At 66.9% G+C, this 12,806-nt stretch carries 13 protein-coding genes; 7 read left to right on the top strand and 6 right to left on the bottom strand.

All coding sequences use genetic code 11. The annotated features are described in order from the left end of the window. Nucleotides 1-31 precede the first annotated feature (31 nt). The 4 genes from A3A5_RS0109560 (at nucleotide 32) to A3A5_RS0109545 (ending at nucleotide 4,391) form a co-directional block, all read left to right on the top strand. The gene (locus A3A5_RS0109560; RefSeq protein WP_026200620.1) at nucleotides 32-1,066 is read left to right on the top strand and encodes a quinone-dependent dihydroorotate dehydrogenase; all 1,035 of its coding nucleotides are present in this window, start codon (nucleotides 32-34) and stop codon (nucleotides 1,064-1,066) included. Nucleotides 1,067-1,545: 479 nt separating this feature from the next. Beyond that, a complete protein-coding gene (locus tag A3A5_RS0109555) occupies nucleotides 1,546-2,523 on the top strand; it encodes an ABC transporter substrate-binding protein (RefSeq protein ID WP_018310369.1) in 978 nt (325 codons plus the stop codon). A 175-nt stretch (nucleotides 2,524-2,698) separates the two neighbouring features. After that, the gene (locus A3A5_RS0109550) at nucleotides 2,699-3,595 is read left to right on the top strand and encodes an ABC transporter permease (RefSeq protein WP_018310368.1); all 897 of its coding nucleotides are present in this window, start codon (nucleotides 2,699-2,701) and stop codon (nucleotides 3,593-3,595) included. Between the two features lies 1 nt (nucleotide 3,596). Next, nucleotides 3,597-4,391, top strand: a complete 795-nt coding sequence (locus A3A5_RS0109545) for an ABC transporter ATP-binding protein (protein ID WP_018310367.1) — start codon at nucleotides 3,597-3,599, stop codon at nucleotides 4,389-4,391. A gap of 64 nt (nucleotides 4,392-4,455) precedes the next feature. Here the strand turns inward: A3A5_RS0109545 and A3A5_RS0109540 are convergent, their stop codons facing one another. The 3 genes from A3A5_RS0109540 to A3A5_RS0109530 are packed head-to-tail and all read right to left on the bottom strand — an operon-like array spanning nucleotide 4,456 to nucleotide 7,392. Beyond that, a complete protein-coding gene (locus A3A5_RS0109540) occupies nucleotides 4,456-5,502 on the bottom strand; it encodes a tripartite tricarboxylate transporter substrate binding protein (protein ID WP_051108503.1) in 1,047 nt (348 codons plus the stop codon). A gap of 55 nt (nucleotides 5,503-5,557) precedes the next feature. Further along, nucleotides 5,558-6,394, bottom strand: a complete 837-nt coding sequence (locus A3A5_RS0109535; RefSeq protein ID WP_018310365.1) for a phosphate/phosphite/phosphonate ABC transporter substrate-binding protein — start codon at nucleotides 6,392-6,394, stop codon at nucleotides 5,558-5,560. Then, the gene (locus tag A3A5_RS0109530) at nucleotides 6,391-7,392 is read right to left on the bottom strand and encodes an ornithine cyclodeaminase family protein (protein WP_011615047.1); all 1,002 of its coding nucleotides are present in this window, start codon (nucleotides 7,390-7,392) and stop codon (nucleotides 6,391-6,393) included. Before A3A5_RS0109530 ends, A3A5_RS0109535 begins: the two co-directional genes overlap by 4 nt. Before the next feature lie 151 nt (nucleotides 7,393-7,543). Here A3A5_RS0109530 and A3A5_RS0109525 point away from each other — a divergent pair, with 151 nt between their 5' ends. Further along, nucleotides 7,544-8,431, top strand: a complete 888-nt coding sequence (locus A3A5_RS0109525; RefSeq protein WP_026200619.1) for a LysR substrate-binding domain-containing protein — start codon at nucleotides 7,544-7,546, stop codon at nucleotides 8,429-8,431. A 21-nt stretch (nucleotides 8,432-8,452) separates the two neighbouring features. Here A3A5_RS0109525 and A3A5_RS0109520 read toward each other — a convergent pair whose 3' ends face one another. Genes A3A5_RS0109520 through A3A5_RS0109510 form a run of 3 tightly spaced genes read right to left on the bottom strand, consistent with a single transcriptional unit; the run spans nucleotide 8,453 to nucleotide 10,886 of the window. Then, nucleotides 8,453-8,722 carry a hypothetical protein gene (locus tag A3A5_RS0109520; RefSeq protein ID WP_018310363.1) on the bottom strand — a complete coding sequence of 90 codons (270 nt, stop codon included), beginning with the start codon at nucleotides 8,720-8,722 and terminating at the stop codon, nucleotides 8,453-8,455. Further along, a complete protein-coding gene (locus A3A5_RS0109515; RefSeq protein WP_026200618.1) occupies nucleotides 8,719-10,131 on the bottom strand; it encodes a LutB/LldF family L-lactate oxidation iron-sulfur protein in 1,413 nt (470 codons plus the stop codon). Before A3A5_RS0109515 ends, A3A5_RS0109520 begins: the two co-directional genes overlap by 4 nt. Before the next feature lie 29 nt (nucleotides 10,132-10,160). Beyond that, complete coding sequence (locus A3A5_RS0109510; protein ID WP_018310361.1) at nucleotides 10,161-10,886, bottom strand: (Fe-S)-binding protein; 726 nt, start codon at nucleotides 10,884-10,886, stop codon at nucleotides 10,161-10,163. 235 nt (nucleotides 10,887-11,121) lie between these two features. Between A3A5_RS0109510 and A3A5_RS0109505 the strand changes: the two genes are divergently transcribed. Both A3A5_RS0109505 and A3A5_RS0109500 read left to right on the top strand, forming a co-directional pair. Beyond that, a complete protein-coding gene (locus tag A3A5_RS0109505; protein WP_013956405.1) occupies nucleotides 11,122-11,907 on the top strand; it encodes an IclR family transcriptional regulator in 786 nt (261 codons plus the stop codon). Nucleotides 11,908-12,047: 140 nt separating this feature from the next. Beyond that, the gene (locus A3A5_RS0109500) at nucleotides 12,048-12,797 is read left to right on the top strand and encodes a FadR/GntR family transcriptional regulator (protein ID WP_018310360.1); all 750 of its coding nucleotides are present in this window, start codon (nucleotides 12,048-12,050) and stop codon (nucleotides 12,795-12,797) included. The last annotated feature ends 9 nt before the right edge of the window (nucleotides 12,798-12,806 follow it).

Here is a 12,806-nt window from a genome sequence, read left to right as displayed (position 1 = left end):
GGGCCTGGTATTCACTCTGCCCTTGCCCCACGTGCTCAACGCGCTCTACCCCCTGTTTCGCCCCGCCCTGTTCTCGATGGATGCCGAGGACGCCCACCATTTCACGCTGAACAACCTGCTGCGCGCCCATCGCATGGGCCTGGGCGGCTGCATCGGCAACAAGATTGCCGCCGACCCGCGCACGGTCATGGGGGTGCGTTTCCCCAACCCGGTCGGCCTGGCCGCGGGGCTGGACAAGGACGGCGCCTATATTGACGGGCTGGCCGCGTTCGGCTTCGGCTTTATCGAGGTGGGCACGGTCACGCCGCGCGCGCAGCCGGGCAACCCGCGCCCGCGCATGTTCCGGCTGCCGCAAGCGGATGCGCTGATCAACCGCATGGGCTTCAATAACGGCGGCGTCGATGCCTTTGTCGCCAATGTGCGGGCATCGCGCTGGAAGGCCGAGGGCGGCGTGCTGGGGCTGAACATCGGCAAGAACGCCGATACGCCGATCGAGCGCGCCAACGATGATTACCTCTACTGCCTGGAACGCGTCTACCCGCACGCCAGCTACGTGACGGTCAACATCTCGTCGCCCAACACCAAGAACCTGCGCCAGCTGCAAGGCGCGAGCGAGCTGGACAGCCTGCTGTCGACGCTGAAAGACGCGCAGCAGCGCCTGGCCGACCAGCACAAGCGCTATGTGCCGCTGGCGCTGAAGATCGCGCCGGACCTGGATGCCGACCAGATCGGCAACATCGGCGACGCGCTGGTGCGGCACAAGATCGACGGCGTGATCGCCACCAACACCACCATCTCGCGCGATGCGGTCAAGGGCCTGCCCCACGCCGAGGAAGCCGGCGGCCTGTCCGGCCGCCCGGTGTTCGAGGCCTCGACCCGGGTGGTGCGCGCGCTGCACGGCGTGGTCGGCGACGCGGTGCCGATCATCGGTGTGGGCGGCATCTTCGGCGGCGCCGATGCGCGCGCCAAGATCGACGCCGGCGCGAAGCTGGTGCAGGTCTACAGCGGCCTGATCTACCGCGGCCCGGCGCTGGTGCGCGACTGCGCCGCGGCGCTGCGCGGCTGAGCCGGCGCCGTCAGGCAGCCTTTCGAAACGTGAATTCAAGATCCCCGCTTCGACTGCGAATATGTTGCGCGTGCCGCATCATTTTCCTCATGCCGGTGCAAGCCAGCATTCGAGGAAAACCTCGCCCCCGGATCGCGCAATTGCATGAAGATGTGGCCGCCGCAATCAGGGTAATCCACAAGCCAAATATGAATCCCGCGCAATAAAATGCGCCTCGATGGCGGATTGCGGGCGTCTGGCAGCATCCGATGCCCCACTTCCGCATGATGACTGTCCATATCGTGCGCGGGAAGTGGTATCCTCGCAGGCTTATCGCTGTCGCATCCGACGCGCCCGCGCACGCTCCCTCCAGCCGCAGGAAGCCGCTCGCGCCCGCCCGGACCGGCACCGTACGCCACCATGCGCGCGGGCCAGGACTGCGGACCGAACCATCCGCGGCCGTATCCAATCCAGAACCGAGTTTCGGGGGAGAGCAGACAATGAAGTCCATCAAGGGTCTCGCAGCAACCAAGTCCATCCTGGGCGGCGCCGTGGCGCTGGCACTGCTGTACGGCGGCGCCGTGCAGGCCCAGACCGTCAAGGTGCTGTCGATCGTCGACCATCCCGCGCTGGACGCCATCCGCGACGGCGTGCGCGCCGAGCTGAAGGCCGCCGGCTATGACGCCGACAAGAGCCTGAAGTGGGAATACCAGAGCGCCCAGGGCAACACCGGCACCGCGGCGCAGATCGCCCGCAAGTTCGTCGGCGACAACCCGAACGCCATCGTTGCCATCGCCACCCCGTCGGCCCAGGCCGTGGTTGCCGCCACCAAGACCGTGCCGGTGGTCTACTCGGGCGTGACCGATCCGGTCGCCGCGCAGCTGGTCAAGAGCTGGTCGGCCTCGGGCACCAACGTGACCGGCGTGTCGGACAAGCTGCCGCTGGACAAGCAGGTCGCGCTGATCAAGCGTGTGGTGCCCAAGGCCAAGACCGTGGGCATGGTCTACAACCCGGGCGAAGCCAACTCGGTGGTGGTGGTCAAGGAACTGAGCGCGCTGCTGGCCAAGGAAGGCCTGACGCTCAAGGAAGCCGCCGCGCCGCGCACCGTGGACATCGGCCCGGCCGCCAAGAGCCTGATCGGCAAGGTCGATGTGATCTACACCAACACCGACAACAACGTGGTGTCGGCGTATGAGTCCCTGGTCAAGGTCGCCAACGAATCCAAGATCCCGCTGGTGGCCGCCGATACCGACAGCGTCAAGCGTGGCGCCGTGGCCGCGCTGGGCATCAACTACGGCGACCTGGGCCACCAGACCGGCAAGGTCGTGGTGCGCATCCTGAAGGGCGAGAAGCCGGGCGCGATCGCCTCGCAGACCAGCGACAACCTGGAGCTCTTCGTCAACACGGGCGCCGCTGCCAAGCAAGGCGTCACGCTCTCGCCGGAGCTGGTCAAGGAAGCCAAGACGGTCATCAAGTAAGCCCGGACCAGCACTGCCCCCTGCCGTCGCGAGACGGCGGGTGCTCCGTCGGGCCTATCCGGCCCGACGGGACAGAACAGGGCGAGGCGGCCGTCAGCCCCACACGGGCGTGCCGGCCCACCCGCCCCGAAGGCGGCGCCAAGGCAGCCGCCAGCCCCTGCAACAGGATTCCCCCATGTCCCTCTTTTCCCTTCTGGGCGCCCTGGAGATCGGCCTGATCTTCAGCCTGGTGGCGCTCGGGGTGCTGATCTCCTTCCGCATCCTCAACTTCCCCGACCTGACCGTTGATGGCAGCTTTCCGCTCGGCGGCGCCGTCGCCGCGACGCTGATCGCCGCTGGCCAGGACCCGTTCGTGGCCACTGCCGTGGCGATCGCGGCCGGCGCGCTGGCAGGCTTCATCACCGGCTGGCTCAATGTGCGCCTGAAGATCATGGATCTGCTCGCCAGCATCCTGATGATGATCGCGCTGTACTCGGTCAACCTGCGCATCATGGGCCGCCCCAATGTGCCGCTGATCACCGAGCCCACGCTGTTCACCATCCTGCAGCCCGACTGGCTGCCTGACTACGTGCTGCGCCCGCTGGTGCTGCTCGTGGTGGTGGTGGTGGCCAAGGTCGGCCTGGACTGGTTCTTCAGCTCGCAGCTGGGCCTGGCGATGCGCGCCACCGGCGCCAACCCGCGCATGGCTCGCTCGCAAGGCATCCCCACCGGCCGCGCCACGCTGGCCGGCATGGCGCTGTCCAATGCACTGGTGGCACTGGCCGGCGCGCTGTTCGCGCAGACCCAGGGCGGCTCCGATATCTCCATGGGCATCGGCACCATCGTGATCGGACTGGCCGCGGTGATCATCGGCGAAACCATCCTGCCGGCACGCCGCCTGATCTGGACCACGCTGGCCGTGGTGCTGGGCGCCATCCTGTACCGCTTCTTCATCGCGCTGGCGCTGAACAGCGACTTCATCGGCCTCAAGGCGCAGGACCTGAACCTGGTCACCGCCGCGCTGGTGACGATCGCGCTGGTGCTGCCGGCGACCCGCAAGAAGCTGTTCGCCCGCAAGAACGGAGGTGCCTGAGATGCTGCGCGCACAAGACCTGAAGCTCACTTTCAACCCAGGCACCCCCATCGAGACCCGCGCCCTGCGCGGCCTCAGCCTGGAGATCCCGAGCGGCCAGTTCGTGGCCGTGATCGGCTCCAACGGCGCCGGCAAGTCGACCTTCCTGAACGCGATCAGCGGCGACCAGATGGTCGACTCGGGCCGCATCACCATCGATGACACCGACGTCACGCGCCAGCCCGCATGGGACCGCGCCCACCTGGTGGCCCGCGTGTTCCAGGACCCGATGGCCGGCACCTGCGAGGCGCTGACCATCGAGGAAAACATGGCCCTGGCGATGGCCCGCGGCAGCCGCCGCGGTTTCCGCCCGGCACTGAACCGCGCCTCGCGCGAGCTGTTCCGCGAAAAGCTGCGCCTGCTCAACCTGGGCCTGGAAAACCGCCTGACCGACCGCATCGGCCTGCTCTCCGGCGGCCAGCGCCAGGCGGTGAGCCTGCTGATGGCCTCGCTGCAGCCGTCGCGCATCCTGCTGCTGGACGAGCACACCGCCGCGCTGGACCCGAAGACCGCGGCGTTCGTGCTGGAGCTGACCGCGCGCATCGTCGAGGAAAGCAAGCTGACCACCATGATGGTCACGCACAGCATGCGCCAGGCGCTCGACTACGGCCAGCGCACGGTGATGCTGCACCAGGGGCAGGTGGTGCTGGACGTGTCGGGCGACAAGCGCAAGGGCCTGGATGTGCCGGACCTGCTGAAGATGTTCGAGCAGACGCGGCACGAGCAGCTGGATGATGATGCACTGTTGCTGGGTTGAAGACAGCGGGCAATGAAGACGGGGAGCCAGGCGGCTCCCCTTTTTCATCCCAGTGCGCGACGCTTCAGTCGATAGTGATATGCCGCTGCCGAATCACGCCGGCCCAGCGCGTGCTTTCCTTCTGGATGGTAGTGGCAAGCTGCTGCGGCGTGCCGCCGGCGGCTTCCATCCCCAGCGTGGCCAGCTTTTCCTTCAGCGTCGCATCAGCCAGCACTGCATCAACATGCTGACTGAGCTTGCGCACGATCTCCGCGGGCGTACCGGCCGGGGCCATCAGCGCATACCACGACAACGCCTCGAACTTCGGGAAGCCCTGTTCGGCGATGGTCGGTACATCGGGCAGCACCGCGGAGCGCTTGGCGCTGGCCACACCCAGCGGGCGCAGCTTGCCGGCCTTGATATAGGGCAGCGCCGCCGACATCTGCGCGAACATCATCGTCACCTGGCCGCCGACCACATCGGTCATGGCCGGGCTGATGCCCTTGTACGGCACGTGGTTCAGCTTGACATGGGCATCCAGCTGCAGCAGTTCGCCGGCCAGGTGCGCCTGGCTGCCGGCGCCGGGCGAAGCAAAGCTCAGCTCACCCGGCTTCTGCCCGGCCAGCTTGAGCAGTTCCGCCAGTGATTTGACTGGCGTGGCCGCATTAACCACCAGCACGTTCTCGGCGGTGGCCAGCATCGCCACCGGCGCCAGGTCGGCCGGCTTGTACGGCAGGTTCGGCATCAGCGTGGGGTTCACCGCGATATTGCCGACCGGCACCAGCGCCAGCGTATAGCCGTCGGGCGCGGCCTTGGCCACCATGTCGACGCCGATAGTGCCGGCGGCGCCGGCCTTGTTCTCTACCAGCACGCTCTGGCCGGTGGCCTTGGCGATGCCTTCGCCGACCGCGCGGCCGAGCACATCGGCGGGCCCGCCGGCGGCGAACGGCACCACGATGCGCACCGGCTTGGCGGGATACCCAGGCGGCTGGGCCAGCGCGGGTGCGGCAGCGAGCCACGGCGCGCAGGCCGCGATGCAGCCAAGCAGGCAGCGCATGGCCATGCGTCGAAGGACAGGATTTACGGCGGGCTTCACGGCAGCTTCCACATCAGGTTTCACAGCGGTCTTCATGACGGTTCCCCTATTTGGCAGTGATCAGGCTTGGCTCCCCCACCGCGCCGGCAGTCTAGTTATTGTGCTTGGCCGTGCCCGGTCCGGCATCGGTCAGCGCAAACCCCGCCTGGTCCGCTTCGCGTGCGAGTTCAGGCAGAACGGCATAGTCGGGCGGTTGCACCGGCGCAAAGCGCGCCAGCCCCAGCATGGACAGCAACGCGCTCCCCGTTGCACCCTCATGCAGCGTCAGCAGCGCGGCACGCACATACGCGCACTCGTGCCGGTCGGCCTGCGCCGAGGCGACCAGCGGCGGGATCGGCGCGGCCGGGGTCACCTCCAGCGTTTTCAGCTGGCCCGCGAGCCCGGGTTCGAAGCGGCGCAGCAGGTCCAGCACATAGCTGTCGACCACTCCCACCTCGGCGTCCCCGCCGATGACCGCGTCGATGACTTGGCGCGGGGTCGGCGTGGGTGCGGCGGCAGGCCGGTACAGCGCACGGGTGCCGGCCGGCGCCAGCCGCATCAGGTGATGGCGCGGCGCGTTGTAGCCCGAGTTGGACTCAGGCAGCATGCATGCCAGCCGAGCGCCGAAGGTCTGCGCCAGCGCCTGCACCGGCGCGTCAGCACGCACGATGAATTCGCTGAAGTAGACCGGGCGCCCGCCGTAGCGTGCCAGCGCCGGCACCGGCGCGGCCAGCAATTGCGGCGTTACCGGCGCGCTGGCATAGGGGTAGCCGCACATGAATACACAGCCGCAGTCCGGCCGCGCCCACAACGCGTTGACCGGGGCCGGCGCGGGATGTTCGACATATGGCAGGTCCACGCCGGCGCGGTCGGCCACGTGCGCCAACAGCGCGCGCCACGCCTGCTCCACCGGCGCGCTGACCGAGTACATGCGGGCGTTGGCGATCATGCGTAGAGCAGCCTCTGGCCCAGGCCGCGGCTCTCGGCCTTTTTCAGGATGGCGTGGCCCAGCGCGATATCGCTCAGCGACAGGCCGCGGTGCCAGAACAGGTTGGTCTCGTCGTCGCTCTGGCGGCCCGGCTTGCGCCCGGCGACGATCTCGCCCAGTTCGGCATAGAGCGTCTGTTCCGACAGCTTGCCGGCTTCCACATGCGCGCGCAGCGAGCCGAACATGCCGCCCTTGCACTGGCCCCAGTCATCCACCACCATCCTGGTCATGATGTCGGTCAGCGACAGCTCGACCGCGCTCATGGTGCCGTACGGCACGACAAAGGCGCCGGGCTTGATCCACTCCGTCTTCAGCATCGGCGTCGGCCGCTCCAGGCGCGAGGCCTCGATCACAATATCGGCGCCGCGCACGCACGACTCCCAGTCTTCGGTGACGACGATCTTCTTGCCGAGATCGCGCTCCAGCCTCGCCGCGAAGGCATTGCGGCTTTCGGGGCGGCGCGAGTGCACGCGGATCTCGTCGAAGTCGAACAGGCTGTCGAGCAGGCGCACGTTCCAGTAGGAGGTGCCGCGCGCGCCGATATGGCCCAGCACCTTGCTGTTGCGGCGCGCCAGATGCTTGGCACCGAGCGCGGTCAGCGCGCCAGTGCGCGCGTCGGTAATGAAGGTGGCATCGATCATCGCCACCGGCATGCCGGTGCGCGGATCGAACAGGTTGAGCATCGCCATTTCCGATGGCAGCCCGAGCTTGTAGTTGTCGACGAAGTCGCCGACGATCTTGACGCCTGCCAGTCCCAGCGGCGCCACATAGCCGCGCAACACGTTGAAGTGGCCGTTGAAGGCGGGGTCGGGAATCAGGTGCACGCGTGGCTCGATCACGGTCTGGCCGTTGCCCTGCGCCACCAGCGCCTGCTCGACCGCGTCGAGGATCTCGGCGTCGGTCATTTCCAGGCGCGCAATGTCCTTGCCGTTAATGTAGGTGAGATGAATGTCGCTCATACAGTCTCCTGCCTCCGGGATGGAAAACCCTGCACATCGCTGGTGCGTGCCCTGTGGCGCGCGGCGTGTGTCGATGGAGTCCAGTGTAGGTATGGCGCCATTGACTGTCATATGCTTATATGTCCGCCAGCCTTAACATCAGGTTAATACCATGAAAATGAACCTACGCCAGATCGAGGTATTCCGCGCCGTGATGCTGACCGGCTCGATCAGCGGCGCGTCCAAGCTGCTGTATGTGTCGCAGCCGGCCATCAGCCGGCTGATGTCGCACACCGAGCAACGCCTCGGCCTGGAACTGTTCCGCCGCACCAAGGGGCGGCTCTACCCCACGCCGGAAGCGCGGCGTCTGCTGGGCGAAGTCAATGCGGTCTACGAAGGGATCGAGCGCGTCAACGAGATCGCAGAGGACCTCGCGGCCAACCGAACTGGCAGCCTGCGCATCACGTGCAGCCCCAACCTCGGCCAGACCGTGCTGCCGCGCGCCATCGCCAGCTTCCGCGCTGCACACCCGGCGGTGCGCGTGGTGGTGCGTACGCAGATTCCGGGCAACATGCTGCGCGCGCTGCTATCGGGACAGGTGGACCTGGCGGTGTCGAACATGCCGCTGGTGCACCCCAACCTCGAGGCGCGCCTGCTGGTGAAAAACGAGATCGTGGCGCTGGTGCCGGTGGGGCATCCCCTGGCCACGCGCAAGTGGGTGCGCCCGGCCGACCTGATCGGCGAGGACCTGATCGGCTACGGACAGGACGTACCGTTTGGCTTGCTGGTGCACGAGATGTTCGGCAACGAGGGCGACCAGCCCGATATGCGGGTGCAGGTGGAACAGGCCCACGTGGCGCGCGCACTGGCGCAGGCCGGCGCCGGCATCGCGCTGGTCGACGCCATGACAGTGTTCGGCGGGGACTGGCCCAACATCGTCGCGGTGCCGGTACGCACGAAGGTCAATGCCTCGGTGCAGATCTTCCATGTGCAGACTGAACCGCTGTCGCGGCTGTCGCTGGAATTCGTGGATACGCTGACGGGGATGATGAAGGGCTAGTAGTGGTGCTGTACTGAAGCCTCAGACCGTTGCCGCCTTGTCCAGCCAGCGCGTCAGCTGGTCCGTCACAGCCGAACTCGAAAACGAGCAGCTATCCTGCGCGAACACTGACGACATCTCGAGCCGGCGCAGCAACTCTTCCATCGCCTGCCCGTAGACCGGCGGCAGCGCCAGCCCGGTACCGGCTTCGCGCCATGCGCGCACCAAATCGCCAGCGGGCATCGATCCGGCCAGGTGCTGGTCCAGTGCGGCACGCATGCGCGCCAGGACTTCGCTGTTGGCTGTGCTCATGAACGTGCTCTCCTTTCCTTGTATAGTTCGCGGAACGTCCGGCCCGACGGGGCCGGCATGTCGCGGGTTTCGGTCCAGCCCTTGCCCGCCATCGGCAGGCTGGCAATCAGCTTGTTGCTGCCGCCCATGCGCCCCAGCAGCCAGGCGCCGATGCGCGTGGCAAAGGCATACAGTTCCGGGCGCTTGGCGACGTAGTCCCACGCCTGCAGCGCAAAGCGCTCCTGCCACGGCCGCAGGCCGCGCTCCATCTGCTTCTCGCGCAGCTTGCGCAGCAGGTCCGACAACGGGATCGATGCCGGGCACACGCGGTTGCACTCGCCGCACATGGTCGCTGCCTGCGGCAGGTCCACCGCATTGGCCAGGCCGACGTAGCTGGGCGTCAGCACGCTGCCCATCGGGCCCGGATAGACCCAGCCGTACGCGTGGCCGCCGATCTTCTGGTAGACCGGGCAGTGGTTCATGCAGGCGCCGCAGCGGATGCAGCGCAGCATCTCCTGGAAGTCGCCGCCGATCAACCCGGTGCGCCCGCCATCGACCAGCACGAAGTACATGTGCTCGGGGCCGTCGCGCTCACCATCGGCGCGCGGGCCGGTCAGCAGCGAGAAGTAGTTCGAGATGGCCTGGCCGGTGGCCGAGCGCGGCAGCAGGCGCATCACCGTGGCCAGGTCTTCCAGCGTCGGCAGCACCTTTTCGATGCCGGTCACGGCCACGTGCACGCGCGGCATCACCGTGCACATGCCCTCATTGCCCTCGTTGGTGACCACCGCCACCGAGCCGGTCTCGGCAATGATGAAGTTGCCGCCGGTGACACCCATGTCGGCGCTCAGGAACTCCGGGCGCAGCACTTCGCGCGCCTCGCGCGTCATCTCCGGGATCTCGGTCAGCCGCGGCTTGTGGTGGACCCTGGCGAACAGGTCGGCGATCTCGTCCTTGTCCTTGTGCACCACCGGCGCAATGATGTGCGACGGCGGTTCCGAGTCGTTGATCTGCAGGATGTACTCGCCCAGGTCGGTCTCGATGCTCTGCACGCCCATCTCGCCAAGCACCTGGTTCAGGCGCATTTCCTCGGTCACCATGGACTTGCTCTTGATGACCTTCTTCACGCCGTGCTTCTGCGCGATCTCGGCGACCAGGCGCGCGGCATCGGCGGTGGTCTCGGCAAACAGCACCGTGGCGCCGCGCTGCGTCGCATTCTCTTCGAAGGTGGCCAGCCAGACGTCGAGGTTTTCCAGCGCGCGGTCGCGGCGCTCCCTGAGGGCCTCGCGCGTGGCGTCGAAGTCGATATCGCGGATCGCGTCGGCGCGTGCCGTGACGAACTTGGTCGAAAGCTTCTTCAGGTTCTGCTGCAAGCGCTGGTCGGCCAGCTTCTGGCCGGCGCGCGCCTTGAATTCCATGCTGTGGACTTGCATCGTGGCGATTCCCCCGATTTCAGCGCATGTCAGGCGTCGCCCGCCAGCACCTGGGCAATATGCAGCACGCGCGTGCTGCTGTCGCCGGTGCGGCGCAGGCGGCCTTCGATATTGAGGATGCAGCCCAGGTCGCCCAGCACCACTGTATCGGCGCCGCTCGCCTTGATGTTGGCGCACTTCTCGTCGACGATCGCCGTCGAGATATTGCCGTACTTGACCGAGAAGGTGCCGCCAAAACCGCAGCAGGCTTCGCAATCCTTCATTTCTGTCAGCTGCACGCCCGGCAGGCGCGACAGCAGCTCACGCGGCTGCTGCTTGACACCCAGCTCGCGCAGGCCGGAACAGGAGTCGTGATAGGTGACATGGCCCGAGAACGACGACGGCAGCGTCTGCACCCTGGCCACGTTGACCAGGAAATCCGTCAGCTCGAACACGCGTTCGCGCAGGCGTTCGTAGCGGCCGTTGAGTTCGGGATCGTTGCGCAGCAGGTCGGCGTAGTGGTGGCGGATCATGCCGCCGCAACTGCCCGACGGCACCACGATGTAGTCGAACATCTCGAACTCGCGCAGGAATTTCTCCGCCAGGTCGCGCGACACCGCGCGCTCGCCCGAGTTGTAGGCCGGCTGGCCGCAGCAGGTCTGCGCCTCGGGCACCATGACCTCGTAGCCGGCGGCTTCCAGCAGCTTGAGCACCGAAAACCCGATTTCCGGACGCATCAGGTCCACCAGGCAGGTGGCGAACAGACCAACTCGCATTGTCGACTTCTCCAGACCCGAAACCCCGCAATTATGCGCGTTTGCGTCGCACGTGGCGCACAAACCGTTGAGCAAGGACGTGAATCCGGTGCAATGCACATCACTTCCCCGGGGCAACATCACCGGGCGTTTCTTACGGTAATGTCATTTCACCTATTGAAATTTTCACGATGCGAGATAGAATCAGGCAGACGCTTAAAAATGCCGCAAGGCAACATTTCTCCTTTTCCCATCTATGTCCGACGCAGACAAGTCACCCGGCAAGACGTCCATCCAGGTCATCGAGCGCATGATGACCCTGCTGGACGCACTCGCCCAGCACGCCGACCCGGTCAGCCTGAAAGAGCTGTCGCTGGCCACGGGGCTGCATCCTTCCACCGCCCACCGCATCCTCAACGACATGGTGGCCTGCCGCTTTGTCGACCGTTCCGATCCTGGCAGCTACCGGCTCGGCATGCGGCTGCTGGAACTGGGCAACCTGGTCAAGGCACGCCTGTCGGTGCGCGACGCGGCGCTGGCGCCGATGCGCGCGCTGCACCGCGTCACCGGCCAGACCGTAAACCTGTCGGTACGCCAGGGCGACGAGATCGTCTACATCGAGCGCGCCTACAGCGAGCGCTCGGGCATGCAGGTGGTACGCGCCATCGGTGGCCGCGCGCCGCTGCACCTGACCTCGGTCGGCAAGCTGTTCCTGGCTGCCGACGAAGCCGCGCGCGTGCGCAACTACGCCACCCGCACCGGGCTGGCCGGACATACCCGCACCTCGATCACCGACCTGACCAAGCTGGAGCGCGAGCTCAGCTGGGTGCGCTCCAACGGCTATGCGCGCGACAATGAAGAGCTGGAACTGGGCGTGCGCTGCATTGCCGCCGGCATCTATGACGACTCGCGCCGGCTGGTGGCCGGGTTGTCGCTGTCGGCGCCGGCCGACCGGCTGCAGGATAGCTGGCTGCAGAACCTGAAGGACACAGCGCTGCAGATCTCGCGCGGCATGGGCTACGTGACCGAAGCCGCCGCCTGAAAACCGCATTACCAGCCACCACCAACGCGCGGGCTGCCGTCATGGCAGTCCGCGCGTTTTGCTTTTGGGGCTGCGGTCATCCCAATTCAATGGTTTACCCTTAGTTTTCAGATAACCAGCAAACCTTATAATCGGCACCCATGCGAACCCGCGCCGTCACCCTCACCGAACAGGTCACCCGCCAGCTGCGCGCCGATATCGAAAGCGGCGCCTACCCCGTCGGCAGCCGGCTGCCGACCGGCAGGCAGCTGGCCGAGCAGTACGGCGTCAGCGCCGCGGTGATCCGCGAAGTCACCGAGCACCTGCGTTCGCAGGGGTTCGTCGAGTCACGCCAGGGCGTTGGCTGCACGGTGCGCTCGCGTACCGGCGCGGCGGGGTTCCAGCTGCCGCGCGAACCCGATATCGACGCCAGCGGGCTGGCCGACCTGTACGACCTGCGCATCGACCTGGAAGGCGCCGCCGCGGCGCTGGCCGCCATGCGCCGCACCGATGAGGACGTAGCCGCACTTAGCGCATTGCTGCAGCGGCTGCACGCTCATCTCTACGACCCGCAGCCGGCCGCCGATATCGACGCCGCCTTCCATATCGGCATTGCCGCCGCCACGCACAACCCCTATTACCGCCAGCTGCTGCAGTACCTGAACCTGCAGCTGCACCAGGCCGTGGCCACCGCGCGCGCCAATACGCTGCGCCAGGCAGGGCTGGCCGAGACCGTGCATGCCGAGCATGAAGCGATCGTCGAAGCCATCCGCCGCGGCGATGCCGCGGCAGCCCGCGCGGCTGCGGTGACGCACCTGCAATGCGCCGCACGCCGGCTTGGCCTTGTGCTGCGCGCGCGCGCCGATGAAGCGTCGACAGCGCGCGGCGCCAGCCACCCTTCCCTTTCCTGAGACGACACC

This window comes from Cupriavidus sp. UYPR2.512, from assembly GCF_000379565.1.
Taxonomy (GTDB): domain Bacteria; phylum Pseudomonadota; class Gammaproteobacteria; order Burkholderiales; family Burkholderiaceae; genus Cupriavidus.
Note: the sequence above shows the minus strand (reverse complement) of the source record. Positions and strands in the feature narration are given on the sequence as shown.

Bases quoted from the DNA above. Each gene is read 5' to 3' on its own strand.
- A3A5_RS0109555 (WP_018310369.1), top strand. From the start codon at position 1,546: ATGAAGTCCATCAAGGGTCTCGCAGCAACCAAGTCCATCCTGGGCGGC.
- A3A5_RS0109550 (WP_018310368.1), top strand. From the start codon at position 2,699: ATGTCCCTCTTTTCCCTTCTGGGCGCCCTGGAGATCGGCCTGATCTTC.
- A3A5_RS0109545 (WP_018310367.1), top strand. From the start codon at position 3,597: ATGCTGCGCGCACAAGACCTGAAGCTCACTTTCAACCCAGGCACCCCC.
- A3A5_RS0109540 (WP_051108503.1), bottom strand. From the start codon at position 5,502: ATGAAGACCGCTGTGAAACCTGATGTGGAAGCTGCCGTGAAGCCCGCC.
- A3A5_RS0109535 (WP_018310365.1), bottom strand. From the start codon at position 6,394: ATGATCGCCAACGCCCGCATGTACTCGGTCAGCGCGCCGGTGGAGCAG.
- A3A5_RS0109530 (WP_011615047.1), bottom strand. From the start codon at position 7,392: ATGAGCGACATTCATCTCACCTACATTAACGGCAAGGACATTGCGCGC.
- A3A5_RS0109525 (WP_026200619.1), top strand. From the start codon at position 7,544: ATGAAAATGAACCTACGCCAGATCGAGGTATTCCGCGCCGTGATGCTG.
- A3A5_RS0109520 (WP_018310363.1), bottom strand. From the start codon at position 8,722: ATGAGCACAGCCAACAGCGAAGTCCTGGCGCGCATGCGTGCCGCACTG.
- A3A5_RS0109515 (WP_026200618.1), bottom strand. From the start codon at position 10,131: ATGCAAGTCCACAGCATGGAATTCAAGGCGCGCGCCGGCCAGAAGCTG.
- A3A5_RS0109510 (WP_018310361.1), bottom strand. From the start codon at position 10,886: ATGCGAGTTGGTCTGTTCGCCACCTGCCTGGTGGACCTGATGCGTCCG.
- A3A5_RS0109505 (WP_013956405.1), top strand. From the start codon at position 11,122: ATGTCCGACGCAGACAAGTCACCCGGCAAGACGTCCATCCAGGTCATC.
- A3A5_RS0109500 (WP_018310360.1), top strand. From the start codon at position 12,048: ATGCGAACCCGCGCCGTCACCCTCACCGAACAGGTCACCCGCCAGCTG.